Genomic DNA, 14,864 nt, shown 5'->3' on the forward strand with positions numbered 1-14,864 from the left:
ATGCCGGAATCTCTGATCAAGTGTTTCCGGAATCTGCGATCAAATGCGGCCGGAATTGGTGATCATTTCGCTCCGGAATACACACACAATGATGTTTGTTAAGAAAAGCTAATGTAGTTGGTTCTAAAAACAACTCTTTAGGTGTTTGTTTTAAATATATTCTGCTTTTTGATGTATCCATTTTGTAAACAACAGAATAGGAGGTTTCAATAATCTTCTCGTATCCAATGATTGAATATTTTTTTGAGGTTAAGTATTGAATTGCCCATTTTAAAGCCATTTCATGCTGATTCATAACATTCTCAATGTCTTTCTAATTTCTTTATTTCTAATATTTATATCATAACTTGTTTAATCATATTAATAATAGAAGCAGATTAATTAGGATGTATATTTGAGGTATACCCTATATTGACGCAGGCTAACTCTTTGTTTTCGTCAGGATAGGGTGGTGGTTTTAATTTATTGGCAAGTTGTCCTAAACCGATTGATTCTAACCTGACAAAACTACACCTAATTCCCAGTACCTGCTATCTTATTATTAATCGAAGTATGTCTTAACTGTAGTTAAAAACGACAATAAGCTGATACATCGAAGGCTATTTGCTCGATTACCATAATCGACATCTAGGCCATGTAATACGCCGTGTCTATTAACAGGACAATAGAAAGGATCAATTATTTTATTAATATCTCTATCAGATGTTTTTGTTCGCATTTCATTTTTGATTATTAAAAGCTGAACAAAAGACTTTCTTAAGTTACTTTTATTTGGGACCTCATTGATTTTATTTTCTACCACATCGTATAATTTTCCATTATGATCGGTAAATAAGTAACTTCCGAATATTTCTTCACATATACCGTCCGATTGGGATAAAAATACAGGAACAGACAGCTCGTAAATTGATTCTTGATGTGCTTTAAAAGCTGATTCAATTATCTTTTTTCTATGTGGCCAGGTTAATAAAATCTCTTCTTGATAGGTTTTACTTAATGAGGTGATGTGATCAATAAAAAAGTTTTCTAATTCTTTTTCTTGTGTATCTGCAAGATTTTTATCCGTATCATTTGTATTCTGAATCGCTGTAGCAAGCGCTTTTAAACCCTTAAAGGAAAACTCACCACCTGTAATAAACCAACCTCTTTTTGCTAGGAATGGAGAGAGAACATTCATTATTAAACCTGCTGAATAATCACTCTGTTTACTAATATTTTCTATAAATTCCTCTCTATTCTTTCTTAATTTCTCGAAATATTCTGAAAACTCCCTAATTGGCCTGGACATTTCCTTTGACCATTCTAGTACACTCTGCTTATTTCCTATGAGCTCTTCAGATAATTTTTGTGTTAATGTAGCTTGTTGTGTCATCTCCTTTATATACTTTGAAACACTGTTTTCAAGAAGGTTAATTATGCTCGTCATTATAAATCCTTTAATAAGCTCAGAAGGTCAGTTCAATTTTTTCGATTTGTTTAGTGAAAGAGCTAGTTTATTGGATTAATTTTCATTCTAACTCACCGAACTGTCTTTTAATAATTTATAAACAGTGGAGCGTCCTATGCTTAATTGCTTGGCAATCTCGCTTGCGCCAATACCCGAAGCAATTAAAGTGTGCACTTTGCTTCTGTCTATTTTTCTTTTACGACCGAATTTGATTCCCTTTAATTTTGCTTCCATTCGGCCTTCATTAGTGCGTTCTAGAATACGGTGCCGTTCAGCTTGGGCAACTGCCGATAAAATTGTGACAACCATTTTTCCCATTGTTCCTTCGGTGCTTATTCCATCATCTAGAAATCTAAAGGAAACACCAATTTTATCGAATTCTTTTATCAAATTAATCATATCTGCTGTATCCCGACCTAAGCGGTCAAGTTTAGTTACCAATACAATATCACCGTTTTCAACTTTCATTCGCAATAAATTTAAACCATCTCTTTCGATAATAGCTCCAGTAATTTTGTCTGTAAAAATTCTATTTGGAGCTACTCCAGCATTTATTAAAGAGCTTATTTGAATTTCTAGAGACTGTTGACTGGTAGAAACACGGCCATAGCCAAAAAGGCGCATTATAATGTCTCCTAAATCGATTAATAGAATTAAATTCTATTATATATCTATTTTCGATTTAATAGACACTTTTTTTGTAATATATCTGTATGTCTACTAACTTATAAGTTAATAGACATCATTGCGTCTGGCAGAATAGAATTAGTGTTTAGTAGCTAAAATAAGATCATCGAATCTCTTGAAGCTAATGGTAGCGGCAATATTTTCTTTTTGTTTCTGCAACGACTAGTAAAAGCTCCCTGTATTCATCTATAGAATACATTAAGCGGTCTCTTTCTTTTTTAAATTGCACTTCACTAAATACCCTAGGTAAAATCATGAAATTAGGGAATGTAATGCTTGAGTCAAAATCAGCAAATTCCTGCTTAACTAATCCAAGCAGTTCGTTGTGGGTGCAATTAAGTTTAGATAAATTTAAAATTCGATCATTTAAAGAAGCCGATTGGTCGTGAATTGCCAGTACTGCTTCGTATAAAGATTCACAAAAATGTTCGTAAGAAGGTATAACTTTGCTATTCATTTTAACTCCTGTAAATACAATCCATTTTGATCAAGATATCGCCATTAATGTCAAATGTCAATCTTATGTGGTGAATACTAACTGACCATCAAGGTGCTCCTTTGATGATTCGTAAAACGATAAATAAATAGACTATTTTATCCAGTTCTATTTCTGGACTGAGTGCGTGCTATTTGCACGAGATAACACCGAAATGTCTTGGATTGTTTATTTTTCTGATGATCTGCTAATTTAAAATTATATATAAGGAGATAATAAAAAATGACAGCTAGCTTGATAATATCAATTATTTCAGCATTCATCGCAATGATTGCAGTTATTATTACGGAAAAAAATAGTCGACCTTGGCTTAAATTAGACATAGATCGCACGAAACTTCAAAATAATGCTGGCCATGGGATAAAATTAGTTTTGACAAATCTTGGACAGTCGCCTTTAAAAATCGAGTGGAATAAGTCTGAATTTTTCAAAGGACATTATTATTACCTGACTTTTGAAGGTAACCAAAATTCAATCTTGTTAAACAAACCAAATAAGAAATCTTTAGAGTCTCTAGTGTTATTTCCGAACGTTTCAACAACAGTAAATATGAAGCTGTATAGTTGTAACGATCATATTGAATATAGATCTACTCTGGTTTCCTTGTCTGATAATATTGCCTCAATTAATGATGAGATAAGAAATATCAATATAACTATTTTTTATTCATGGCCAACGTCATTTTTTAGGTTTTTGAGATTTAATACAAAAATGATCTTCTCCATTAAACGAAATAACATCGATGATTGTGAAATTGTAAATACTAGATAACTCAAATTCGTTGGAGTTAACTTATTCATAAATATTTTATTTCATAACGAAGATAAATTAACCAGATTTATTAACTAATTAGTTGATTGTCGTTGGGTGACAGAGTAGAAAAATGGAATAACTCCACTCTGCTAACATACGGACGATTCTGTAAATTTATGATTTAGGTGGATATGAGGCCAAACTATATATAAATGCTTATAAGGAAATTAAATGAATTTTAATAATACCAAGTATTTTATCTCTCCCTTATTAGGGTCAAACAATGAAGTAGAAATAAATAAAAGAGATTATGATGGGCTTGTTTTTGCCAAGAATGAGATTTTAGCTGCTTTACAATTTGAGGAAGCACTTCATATAACAATTTTAAATCACTTTGATTATGAAACATATATTTTTGAAGATTCACTTCAAAAAAGTGTGCAGCAAATTGATGAGCAACAATTAGGCAGTATTAGAATTCATGCGAACCAACGTATATCCAACACCTTAGCAAGTATTTATAATTACATGCAGTACAGCAATAGGAATATAAAATTAATTAAAAATAAAGGGGACATCTTTAACCAGAAAAGAACTGATTTTTTAAAAAAATGTACGGTGTTTTCCTTCATGAGTGAACTACGACATTATACTCAACACTATGGATTTGCTGCTTCAGCATTCGAAATTTCAAATGGTATAAAGGAGGTTGATGGAGACGAGTATCACGTAACAAAACTTAAACCCACTGTAATCTTATCTAGTTTAAAAAGTGATAATGACTTCTATGAGTATTATAGCCAGGAAGGAAATGAAGACCCTGTAATGGATAAAATTAGAAAGGATTCTATCAACAACCTATTAAAAGCAAAAGGTACGGATAAACAAGATATTACATCACTTCTTAGGTTTTATATAGATAAGCTATGGGAGATGCACCTTGAAATAAGGGCAGAAATTGAACCAAAAATCACCAAGCGCAAAAAACATATTCTTGAAATGGGGAAAAAAGCTCTTAGCAAAGGAAATCTTACCTATTTTGATGGATTTAAAGTATTTAAAAAAAACGAGGCAGAAAGTTCTTCATCAACCATACCAATTAGAATTGTATTTGAACATAATGCCCTGATTAAAAAATATAAATATATGCATTTATCAAAAATGGTTCCTTAAGAGGTCGTGTGGAAGAGGTGGATGAATGTATATATAGACCTAGGTCGGCCATGGCGATCAATTTTGCTACTTGTCATTTTTTCTACAAAGAATTTTTTACAACCGGCTTTTTTGAGGTCATCCTGTTGCAAGTTTAAATTTTGCTCATCAGTAGATGACCCTAGCATACCCTACCAGCATTTTTTATACTTGATTGTTATCTATCTCATAAGAATAAGACGTAACTTAACTTTGATTGGTTAACCACATATATTTACTAATTACTTGTTAATTTTATGTTGGCGGAAAGAGAAGAGTAGGGACGTAAATAAATCCCCCGATTAATTAACTTCTACTTGCAACTGAAATTAGTTGCGAAAATTCATTAACATGATATACTCTATAAAAAGAAAAGTGTGGCTTTATAATGACAAAAAAAGAGAAATTAAAAGAACGATTAATAACTCGCCCCACAGATTTTACTTGGGAGGAGTTGAAAAGCTTATTACTTTCTTTTGGGTATAAGGAGAGCAACGTTGGAAAAACCAGTGGCTCGCGTGTGAGATTTATATCGGAAATATACTCTCCGATTTTGCTTCATAAACCACACCCCAAACCTGTGATAAAAATGTATATGTTGAAACAAATTATTGAGCAGCTTAAGAAGGAAGGGCTACTATGAAAGATATGCTGAAATATAAAGGTTATCATGGTTCAATTCATCTTGATGAAGATGATCTGATTCTCTTTGGAAAAGTTGAGTTTGTTAAAGCTTTGATAAATTATGAGGGCGAGAGTGCTGTAGAATTAAAAAAAGCTTTTGAAGAGGCTGTTGATGATTATCTCCTTATGTGCGAAAAAGAAAATATTAATCCTGAGAAACCATTTAAAGGTACTTTCAATGTGAGAGTTGGGGAGTCATTACACGAAAAAGCAGCAATTGCAGCTATTGATAGAGGAATTAAGCTTAATGAATTTGTTAGACAAGCCATCGAGCATGAATTAAGAGCCTAGCGAGATAATGCTAAACAGGGTTAAATTACAGAAACGGGGCTAATACGATATCTATCATTTCAAGGAGAATGAGCTTATTTCATTAATAAGCATTTAAAATCATTTATTTTATTGTTTGGTATCGGTTGTGTTAGTGCCACGTTATTTCTATTAGATAACAAGAAAGCAAATGATGACGATTACGACCAATATTATATTGTGCATAACTTTAGCAATAATGCGCAAGAATGTTATTTAAAAATGCCCGGATCAGATGAAAAGTACGATGGATCAGTAGATTTCTTCTAATTATGATTACATGTATAAATTGTATGAGTTTATGCCCTAACGAACTTTCTTATTTGCAGGAAGGGACTAAATCAGTGGAGCGTTACGTTAGAAGAGGCGGGGACAAATAATAAAATGATTATAGCCACCGCCTTTATATGTTGTTTATAGTTTCCAATTATTTTAAAAGAGGGGGTCTCTTCACTAACTACAGTATCATTTTGGGAAAAATTACCACTTTTATGGGTAAATAGGCCTAAAAATTCAAGTGCATTTTGTCGCTTCTGTTGACTATCTCTAGGAACAGGTTCACGAAAGTAACCTCCTCCCATTCCACCATTTTGGTAGCCACGTATAGTCATTCTCATATCAGTAAATTTCATTTCTTCACGAAGCTTTGCGTCCAATTCATCCTTATTTATAAAATCTTGACCTCGTCTCTCAGCTTTTTCAATCTTTTTACGAAAGCGGGCTATTTGAAAGTCAATTGCTACAGTATCATCTACAGTTTTATCATCCTTGTTAACAAGCTCTTCTAAATTAAGTGCATTTTCAAATATAGAGGGTCAGATCTTGCTTTTTGCTTTCTCTATTTTAAAACAAAAATCAAGATCTGACCCTCTTCTGCTGCGAAAGGGGGAACGGTTAATGGATTGTACAGCAAAAATTATAGAGATCATATCTCATGTTTTTACAATTCTAGCTGCATCATTTGCAATCTATGGAATTTGTTCTTGGAAAAAACAGTTTAATGCAAAGTGTTCTAATTCGGTGATATCTGGAAAGTAAACATCCCCCCCGTTTTTATCCCCACATATTTCAATTAACTTGATTTGTACACGTTTTTTGTGTACAATATATTTAAAACAATAACAATAGATTAGCTTGGAAATTTATAATGTTGTGCTAAGGAAGAAATTAATACCTAGCTTAAATAAACTTCCTAAACACATTATAGCTAAATTAACTGCATGGATTAATGCTGTAGGGCATGATGGTTTAAGTGAGGTTAGAAAAATACCTGGATATCATGATGAGCCCTTATATGGAGATCGTAAGGGGTAGCGTTCGATTAGATTATCAAAGTCATATCGTGCCATTTATATTATTGATAAAGCTGGGCAAATGGAAATTGTAGAAATTATTGAGGTGAACAAACATGATTACTAAAGACACACAAGAAACATTGAAATATCTTGAAAATCTTATGGGCGAAAAATTGACCTTAGGTTCTTTTATCCTTGCAATTCGTCAGGGAGAAGAGTTAAGTCAGGTTGAATTTGCTAAAATGCTAGGAGTTTCCAGACAGGTTTTATGTGACATAGAGCATGGAAGAAGAATTATTAGTCCCAAAAAAGCTGCTGAATATGCTGATTTGCTAGGATACTCTAAAAAGCAATTTGTTCGACTTTGTTTGCAAGATATGATTGATCGAGATCATTTAGGATTGGTTGTTGAAATAGAAAATGCTGCCTAACAATTTTATAGGGGTGTTTGGGGTGATAGACGAAGAGTTAGTAAAAACTGCAGCTAATAAATATGGTTTTAATCTGGAATTTAAAACGAAGAGCATTTTTGAAAAAAATGGGTTTTGTACTAAGCATAATGTTTTAGTGAAATTAAATGATGAGTCTTTAGAAATCGATTTACTTGCTAATAAGTATGTAGATAGGCATTTTATTATTGAGTGTAAAGGCACTGATAGCTCTTCTGCTTTAATTCTGGTTAAGGAGTCTGTTGAGCAAGATAATATGGCCGATATGCGTCGCCGTAATATCGAGGGCACGAATTTCCGACTGGTGGGTTTTGAAGGCGAAAATTTTTGTACGTTTACGGGGGATTTCTTTAACAATAATACTAAGGAGTTGAAAAAAAGCTCCCGAAATGATGATGAAAATAATTTTTATAAAGCACAATTACAAATTAATGATGCTATTTCTGCTTTTATACAAAGTGCAAGTTCTGGTGTTTCTTATATTACTCCAGTTATTGTTACAAACGCTAGCATATGGGTTGTGGATTATAACAATCCCGATAAAACAGAAGTTGACGAGTTTAGATGGGTTTTGCATAAAGTTAAATTAGGTAATAATTTCAAGTTTGTGTCAAGAGAGGAAGAATCGGAAGTATTATCCTTTATCCTCCCAGTAGTAAATATTAATTATTTAGATAGCTTCATAAAAGATGCTATTAATATGAATACATCAACTGGTCGGATAAAAATAAGTCCCTTGTCTATTTAAAATTCATATATATAATTAGTTTTCTTTTTCCTGTTTACTCACACTAGTATATTGGTGGTTGGTTATCAGTCATGCCCAGTCTGATTATTTTCCACTAAGTCTAGTAATCGTGATAATCAGACCGTAGATGGGGGGAAGTCGGGATACGTGTGTAAATAGGTCACTTCGAAGTTTCAATGGCATTTAACCTCTTGCTGTATATGGATTATAGGCAATTATCATAGAAAATAATTTACCATCCAAAAAAAGCAATAATATAGTCCAGTTTACGTTCAACTCTATCAGAGTTAAGACATGAAGTGATATAAATTGAACAAGTTGTTCTATTGACAATAAAAATGGTCTATAGCCCATAAGCAGCAGGGGATATAGACTGTATGAAATATGAAAAGTCCTATTTTGACACGTATCCCGACTTCCCCCGATGAAGAACAGATTTTAATAAAAGTTGCTTAACTGGTGTGTCCGAAATTGCTTGACCACGTCAGGATAATCAAATTGTTTAAGATATTCTGAATACTTCAGATTCAAACAAGCATTTTTATAAAGCAGATCCATAGTAAAAAGCATAAAAATTTCATTTGAATGCTCAACAATTCCATTTACATAGCAATCAATATCCTCTTTTATCTGATAATCAAAGATGATTATTTTTTTAATTCTTACCCGTTTTTCTTCCATCAAGTTCTCTATTATGTGATGACTGCGATAAGTATAGTCTTAAAGGGGGCTTGGAGTAGTTGATGATTGGGAATTTAATAGGTTAGTGTCATCAACAATAGAACTCAATAGTTCACCCAAAACACCAGTCCTGGCTATGGGGGGAAGCACATCACTGAATATCTGTCCGAAGCATAAATATAATAATCGCATTTGTTGAGTCGCATGGGTCAAAGCTGAGTCATGAGCCGAGAAAAACTCAGATGTCAGGGGAAGTGAGCCAGCCTTTAAAATAAACAAATCAATCTTTTCGAGCAAATTTTTATCAATCGATTCAGGTGTTACCCCAAAATTATCCAGGCATTCAATAATTGGTTTATTTCCAGTTATACATGCAAGTTGCCATGTTGTTATATAGCAATAACCATCAATAACGGGAACAAGTTCCCAAAATTTGCTATGCACCTTATATTCGCGAAAACTGTGAACTGGTATACGAAACGTACTATGTCGCAACACAGTGTCTGATCTCAATTGTGCAATTGCGTTACTCTGATTTTTTTCTATAAGAGCAGTACGAATAAAAATACCGTTTTGTTTGGCACGGTTAACAAGTTCATCGTTATCTACTTTCTGGATGAACTCAGGAGGGCAATAAATCATTTCAACCCATAAACTTGCTAGCATAATTTCATACATTTTAACGCTAATATCGATCGGAATTGTCAAGATGATCTCAATTTTAGAAGAATGTTTTATAGGACTGATCGTGGTCAATACTCTAACATCCTCTTGTCTGATTAATTTATTAAAAGCTTCAAATTCACATGTTTCAATTGCAATAGACATGCTGATTTGCCTCGGCATGCATATATAAGTTCCAGAAGAGTTTATAAAGTCCTCGAAGTGGCTTATATCTGTCATTGGAACATAAAATAAAACACCAGATGGTAATCTATTGCCCAAATCCATATGCCCCATTCCGTCCTTATAAATTACTTGACTAAATTTATCATTAATAGACTCTTTTATTTCTCGAGACAATTCATTTGTATCAACAACTTGACCATCGACGACTTCAAATACAAAAATAACTGCCATCCTGTGTGATTCTTGAATAATTGGTTGTTGAATATCATCGAATTCTTTTATGACACTATCTGAAATATTTTTTCGTAAAAATATAATAATATCTTCAACAGTTTCGAATGGGTTTTTTGGGTTACTATATGCTTTTCGATCTATTAGCTTATAATTTTGATAAGAAACAATATAACTTTTTATCTCTTCTGATATGGCTATAAATTTAGTCGTTACAAAATCCATCGATTCGTAGAGATCATTATGCAAATTTTCAATTAAATCGGTTTGTGTCGATGCCATAAATAACTCATATCGTGATTATCCTTACATTGTACTATACTTTCGCTTTTTTCTCCTAACACCTGACCCGGTATGTGAGTATTTATGTGTCTATATCGGGGGAAGTCGGGATACGTGTCAAAATAGGACTTTTCATAATTCATACAGTCTATATCCCTTGCTGCTTATGGGCTATAGACCATTTTTATTGCCAGTAGAACAATTCGTTCAATTTATACCACCTTATGTCTTAACTCTGATAGAGTTGAACGTAAACTGGACTATATTGTTGCTTTTTTTGGATGGTAAATTATTTTCTATGATAATTGCCTATAATCCATATACAGCAAGAGGTTAAATGCCATTGAAACTTCGAAGTGACCTATTTACACACATATCCCGACTTCCCCCCTTATAGCTGTTGGTAAAAGGAATAAGAACGAAGTGTATGACGAGGCGGAGAATAGAACAGAATAAAACAGAATAAAGTGTTCCACAACAAAGGATATATCTGCCTAATGTAACAAGCAGTGTCCCAAAAACATATGGTTTCAGAGCAGTTGTAAGATCTAAGGCATTTCCAATAAATTTGTCTGGTGCATAACGAATTTTCATACGCAGTCGATAAGAATGCTACTGATAACTGGAAAAATCATACATATGAACATAACGAATATTATGAAAATAAATTCAGCGTATTTGGTTGTTTGTATAATATTATTTCTTTTTCTTATATTATTGGCTTCTCCCCGTTCTTATTCAGAAGAGGTTAAAAATGGATATGACTAAACCAATTGGACTTGCAGAATATAAGATTAATGAGTCACTGCCTGATAACATTAAGAAAGCATTATCAACTATAGAGCAGATAGAAGAAGAGTTGTCAAAAGATCTCACAGAAAATGAATAAAATTACAAACCCTCATATCATTGGTATTAGCGGAAATATGGGTGCTGGGAAAACTACCTTAACTATTGAGCTTGCAAAATATTTTCAAAGCCCCGTTATCGCTTGGGATGATTTTGATGAGATTTCCAGAGGCCCTGAAGATTATATTGATTGGTACAAAAGAGGGGAAAATTATACCGAATGGGACTACCCAAAATTAGCCGAGGTTCTGAAAGCTCTTAAGTCTGGGGAATCAATCATCCACCCAGCAAAGAATCTCGTTGTTAACCCTAGGCAATATATTATTTTTGATGCACCATTAGGTCGATTTCACCGGCAGACAGCAGATTATATTGATACTTGGATTCATATTAACGTCCCCTTAGATGTTTCTTTATGTCGGTGGGTGCTGAGAGATTATAAAAATACTGATAAATCTAAAGAAGAACTTTTAAACGAATTAGAAAGTTACTTGAATGAATCAAGACCTTTATTTGACGACAGCAGGTTTAAGGATAAGGCTGATCTAATTGTTGATGGCTTGAAGTCTTCAAAAAAACAAATCGAACAAATTATAAGATATTTGAATATTTAACGGGCTAGAAAGCTCATATCCAATCAAAGTGTACGGAACTGCGTGAATTAATTATTTGGACTTACTGTTTAAAAGAAATAACCCAAACGCAAAGATACGGAATAAAGAAAAGGCATATAGGATGAGGTAGGTTCCAGTTGAGACTCACCAAATCCTGCTGTGTAATTAGCGCCTAATTCGGCCATTAAGTGTTCTGACAAGGTGACATTGATCCCTGCGCCAAAAGAAGGTGTTAAAAGCCATTCGTTAACGAGTATGTCGTCTCTGTGTAATTCAGCAATCCCGGCGCTTGAATAAATTTTGATGGGGGAATTGGGAACGACAAGCATTATTTTGCCCATCAAATTAACTGTTTCGGTTTTAGAGGTGAACGCAATTCGGTTGTCATTATTAAAGCTGAACAGACTGAACGGATCAAAATAAACTGTTGCATCAGGGTAACGCAAATAACTTGTTTCAATAGAACAATAGGGGCTCAGTTCATAGCCAGCAAAAAGCCCCCATACTTCCCCACCTTCTTTAACTTCGGTAGGGGTGGACATCATCAGAGCCATATTTTGATTTTTTGAATCAGGAACCAACCCTTTCCAAGTGGTGGAGCCAAAGCCGCCGGACACTCCTGCATAAAAGGGATGGTGTTTCTGAACAGTTCCCGTTAATTTGGCATAAGAACTTAATGAAATAAACGTTAAAGACATAAGCAGAAAAAAAGAAAACTGTTTCTCAAACACAATAATTTACTCTGATTTAAATAGGTTATTGACAGGGTTTACGGGTAGCGCTGCATAATCTGCCGCGTGAATCAGTACCACCGAATAAATAACAATTCCAGTTATCCATGCAATCTTGGGTAGTGGTGTAACGCTGGAACTCGCAGGCTTTTTGTAATGAACCAAAAGTACCTACCATCCTACGGTATAAGGTATTCATATCTTGACACATGCCAGCAGGAATTCCAGAAGAGGTGCAGTAGCACGTTGCTGCTGATTTGAACGAAGCACAAAAACCAGGATTATCTGTTGGCAAAGCATTGGAACAGGCAAATCCGGCAAGGTTAAAAAAACACATAGCGATAACTAAAATTTTTTTCATCATTCCTTGACCTTGTAGTTAATTTCACACGATATATGACTGTATCAGAAAAAAAGATATTAAAAAACAAGCCGGATATGAAAAACTTCGTGCCGAATAACTTTTCGCCCCAACCAGCAGATTTTGGGGCGTTATCGTTTTTTTGTTATTACTTCGTATTAAAGAATTAATGGCACTATTTTATAGGGAACTAACTCGCAATATTTAGCCCAGTCTTTACCGTATTTTTGCGCACATCGCTTGTCATCACGAAAAGCTCTGTCCAGAAGTAATATTGTTAAGAAGCATACATAGAAATAGGGTGAAAAGTGGGTAAATAACGCAGGAACAGACCAGAAAAAAGTCGCTGCAATTTCAGGTACGTAGTGAAAATGTCGCGCAACGCCCCACCAGCCAGAAGCAAGGAGCAGGGTTTTTTCAGCCTTGCCCAGGTCAGTGGTGTAATGAGCTTCCAATGTTTTGGGTTTTTTACCCCAAATTCGACAATTACCCTGCGTTTCTCTGGTCATCATCCGTTGTTTATCAGCCAGGTAGTTGATCATGATGCAGGTTACGCCCAAGATAAAGATCACGCTTGCCCATCCAAAGCTCAGGTTAATGGGATGGAGAACAAGGTACATACTGGGGGAGGTGTAGATGCAAGGAACCCAAACCATACAGCCCCAACAAATATAAAAACCAGCTCTGTCGTGCATGATGTCCAGCGAGCGCAGATATCCTGTTTCCCAGATGAAAAATTTGGTTATGTAAATGAGCTGCAAGGCAACGGATATGAGCATGGAGTTAGTCAAGCCACCCAATTCTACTTGTTTGGCGCAGTAAGAAAGTAACAATATTCCCCAGCTCATCATGCCAAATCTGCAGGTGATGAACTTTTTAATATTCCAACCCAGGATTTGGGGATAGAGTTCTGTACCCCAATAATAATCAAATATTACATTATTGCTGCTGCTGGCATCAGAAGAGGAGGGGGCGAATTTTCCTTTCAAATACAACAGGAGGCATAATACCAGGCTAAACACATTAAGTGCTGCAAACAAACCACCAAGATTATCGTAAAGTATGGTGGCTGGAAATAATTTTAAGCCAAAACTGGCAACTGAAAATGTGGTGATGGTGGTTACAAAAGCCAATACTCCATTCGCCTTGTACACAGGGATATTTCCTTTTGGTGTAATGGGGCCATAAAACGTTGCTCCCGGCAATATGCGCATCAGGATCAGTTCAAATACCACAAAACATCCAATAATCATCCATGCCGTGCTTGTGCCCCAAAAGAGCGGTTGCCAAATGGTGTATAGCGTGGAAAAAAATCCTGTTTGACTTATCATGGTCCATAATTGCGTAAATGAACCATCCAGTTGTGTGTTGGTGTACCACATCAGCATGACAAAGGGAGGACAGCAAAGAGTAAGCAGTAGCGGTCCCAAGGTATTACGAATTTTCACCCACATAACAAATCCTTATATCAGGGGGTTAAGAACGGGTTATCGGACAGAAGTCATTGCTGTTTGGTTGAGAACTATTCTACCCGTGTGAGTCTGATAGAGCAGACAGCGAGCAAGGCAGCATAGACTAAGAGGCACATGTCTGAGCCTGTTGTCTGATAACGTGAATTGACCTGAGGATTACTATACCATGGACCAAAAATTTATCCAGTATCGCCAGGCACTGATTCTGTGATGCAACGAACAGAATCAGTGCCATATAGTGGACAAAGACATTACTGATTTTTACTTTGGATTAATTGTTGTTGGACTTGCTTGATTTGATCTTGCAGTGTTGATTGTATTTTTTGCATTTGATCCTGAGTTTGGGAGTTTACTGTCTGGATTTGTTGCTGCAATTGCGTTTGCATTTGTTTTATCTGATTTTGTAATTGGGCGTTTAGGGCATCTATTTGTTGTTTTTGTGTGCTTTGAATTTGGATTAACTGGGCTTGTAGTTGTGAATTGAGTTGTTGAATTTGTTCGCTGGGAGTTCCTGTTAACTGTTTTGCTCCGGCATCATCAGCGTGAGCTGTGGTGATAAGAAGGCCTGAGACAAAAATGGCGAGCATGGATGGCAGTATTTTGTTCATTGTTTACTCCGTTAAATAATAAAATGCTACTCTTTACTGTAGCCAATTATCAGTATATTGCAACCGTATGGTATTTTTTTTACGGGACGGACTGTGCCATACTGTTGTTATTATAAGTTGAGTTATT

General features: G+C 34.8%; 19 protein-coding genes. 8 read left to right on the forward strand and 11 right to left on the reverse strand.

The window, feature by feature from the left end:
- Window positions 1–16: 16 nt before the first annotated feature.
- The 4 genes from Lwor_RS11845 to Lwor_RS11860 form a co-directional block, all read right to left on the reverse strand.
- Window positions 17–295, reverse strand: a complete 279-nt coding sequence (locus Lwor_RS11845; protein ID WP_058494098.1) for a hypothetical protein — start codon at window positions 293–295, stop codon at window positions 17–19.
- A 246-nt stretch (window positions 296–541) separates the two neighbouring features.
- Complete coding sequence (locus tag Lwor_RS11850; RefSeq protein ID WP_058494099.1) at window positions 542–1,426, reverse strand: hypothetical protein; 885 nt, start codon at window positions 1,424–1,426, stop codon at window positions 542–544.
- A gap of 87 nt (window positions 1,427–1,513) precedes the next feature.
- Window positions 1,514–2,071 (reverse strand): recombinase family protein, encoded by a 558-nt coding sequence (locus Lwor_RS11855; protein ID WP_058494100.1) that lies wholly within the window; start codon window positions 2,069–2,071, stop codon window positions 1,514–1,516.
- Window positions 2,072–2,255: 184 nt separating this feature from the next.
- On the reverse strand, window positions 2,256–2,591 hold the full coding sequence (locus Lwor_RS11860) for a hypothetical protein (protein ID WP_058494101.1): 336 nt from the start codon (window positions 2,589–2,591) through the stop codon (window positions 2,256–2,258).
- Between the two features lie 261 nt (window positions 2,592–2,852).
- Between Lwor_RS11860 and Lwor_RS11865 the strand changes: the two genes are divergently transcribed.
- From Lwor_RS11865 to Lwor_RS11880, 4 genes are all read left to right on the forward strand, one after another.
- Entirely contained in the window at window positions 2,853–3,401 is a 549-nt protein-coding gene (locus tag Lwor_RS11865; protein ID WP_058494102.1) for a hypothetical protein, read from the forward strand.
- 213 nt (window positions 3,402–3,614) lie between these two features.
- Window positions 3,615–4,556 (forward strand): hypothetical protein, encoded by a 942-nt coding sequence (locus tag Lwor_RS11870; RefSeq protein ID WP_058494103.1) that lies wholly within the window; start codon window positions 3,615–3,617, stop codon window positions 4,554–4,556.
- A 406-nt stretch (window positions 4,557–4,962) separates the two neighbouring features.
- Complete coding sequence (locus tag Lwor_RS11875) at window positions 4,963–5,217, forward strand: type II toxin-antitoxin system HicA family toxin (protein WP_058494104.1); 255 nt, start codon at window positions 4,963–4,965, stop codon at window positions 5,215–5,217.
- Window positions 5,214–5,549 carry a type II toxin-antitoxin system HicB family antitoxin gene (locus Lwor_RS11880; protein WP_058494105.1) on the forward strand — a complete coding sequence of 112 codons (336 nt, stop codon included), beginning with the start codon at window positions 5,214–5,216 and terminating at the stop codon, window positions 5,547–5,549. Before Lwor_RS11875 ends, Lwor_RS11880 begins: the two co-directional genes overlap by 4 nt.
- Window positions 5,550–5,908: 359 nt before the next feature.
- On the opposite strand, the gene Lwor_RS11885 is transcribed toward Lwor_RS11880, so the two are convergent.
- Window positions 5,909–6,223 carry a hypothetical protein gene (locus Lwor_RS11885; RefSeq protein ID WP_147279869.1) on the reverse strand — a complete coding sequence of 105 codons (315 nt, stop codon included), beginning with the start codon at window positions 6,221–6,223 and terminating at the stop codon, window positions 5,909–5,911.
- 752 nt (window positions 6,224–6,975) lie between these two features.
- Here Lwor_RS11885 and Lwor_RS11895 point away from each other — a divergent pair.
- Window positions 6,976–7,293, forward strand: a complete 318-nt coding sequence (locus Lwor_RS11895) for a helix-turn-helix transcriptional regulator (RefSeq protein ID WP_058494107.1) — start codon at window positions 6,976–6,978, stop codon at window positions 7,291–7,293.
- The gene (locus Lwor_RS11900) at window positions 7,283–8,059 is read left to right on the forward strand and encodes a PDDEXK family nuclease (protein ID WP_058494108.1); all 777 of its coding nucleotides are present in this window, start codon (window positions 7,283–7,285) and stop codon (window positions 8,057–8,059) included. The genes Lwor_RS11895 and Lwor_RS11900 overlap by 11 nt, the downstream gene beginning before the upstream one ends.
- 438 nt (window positions 8,060–8,497) lie before the next feature.
- Here the strand turns inward: Lwor_RS11900 and Lwor_RS11905 are convergent, their stop codons facing one another.
- Both Lwor_RS11905 and Lwor_RS11910 read right to left on the reverse strand, forming a co-directional pair.
- Entirely contained in the window at window positions 8,498–8,740 is a 243-nt protein-coding gene (locus Lwor_RS11905) for a hypothetical protein (RefSeq protein ID WP_058494109.1), read from the reverse strand.
- Window positions 8,741–8,779: 39 nt separating this feature from the next.
- A complete protein-coding gene (locus tag Lwor_RS11910) occupies window positions 8,780–10,102 on the reverse strand; it encodes a hypothetical protein (RefSeq protein WP_058494110.1) in 1,323 nt (440 codons plus the stop codon).
- A 754-nt stretch (window positions 10,103–10,856) separates the two neighbouring features.
- Between Lwor_RS11910 and Lwor_RS14235 the strand changes: the two genes are divergently transcribed.
- Window positions 10,857–10,991, forward strand: a complete 135-nt coding sequence (locus Lwor_RS14235) for a hypothetical protein (RefSeq protein WP_274519235.1) — start codon at window positions 10,857–10,859, stop codon at window positions 10,989–10,991.
- On the forward strand, window positions 10,984–11,565 hold the full coding sequence (locus tag Lwor_RS11915) for an AAA family ATPase (RefSeq protein ID WP_058494111.1): 582 nt from the start codon (window positions 10,984–10,986) through the stop codon (window positions 11,563–11,565). Before Lwor_RS14235 ends, Lwor_RS11915 begins: the two co-directional genes overlap by 8 nt.
- A gap of 68 nt (window positions 11,566–11,633) precedes the next feature.
- Here the strand turns inward: Lwor_RS11915 and Lwor_RS11920 are convergent, their stop codons facing one another.
- The 4 genes from Lwor_RS11920 to Lwor_RS11935 form a co-directional block, all read right to left on the reverse strand.
- On the reverse strand, window positions 11,634–12,296 hold the full coding sequence (locus Lwor_RS11920; RefSeq protein WP_238584665.1) for an outer membrane beta-barrel protein: 663 nt from the start codon (window positions 12,294–12,296) through the stop codon (window positions 11,634–11,636).
- A gap of 25 nt (window positions 12,297–12,321) precedes the next feature.
- Window positions 12,322–12,660: a hypothetical protein gene (locus tag Lwor_RS11925; RefSeq protein WP_058494112.1), complete on the reverse strand. Its 339-nt coding sequence runs from the start codon at window positions 12,658–12,660 to the stop codon at window positions 12,322–12,324.
- A 155-nt stretch (window positions 12,661–12,815) separates the two neighbouring features.
- Window positions 12,816–14,111 carry a phosphatidylethanolamine N-methyltransferase family domain-containing protein gene (locus Lwor_RS11930; protein WP_058494113.1) on the reverse strand — a complete coding sequence of 432 codons (1,296 nt, stop codon included), beginning with the start codon at window positions 14,109–14,111 and terminating at the stop codon, window positions 12,816–12,818.
- Between the two features lie 269 nt (window positions 14,112–14,380).
- Complete coding sequence (locus tag Lwor_RS11935; protein ID WP_058494114.1) at window positions 14,381–14,737, reverse strand: hypothetical protein; 357 nt, start codon at window positions 14,735–14,737, stop codon at window positions 14,381–14,383.
- Between the last annotated feature and the right edge of the window lie 127 nt (window positions 14,738–14,864).

Origin of the sequence: Legionella worsleiensis, from assembly GCF_001467535.1 — a bacterium.
GTDB lineage: Bacteria > Pseudomonadota > Gammaproteobacteria > Legionellales > Legionellaceae > Legionella > Legionella worsleiensis.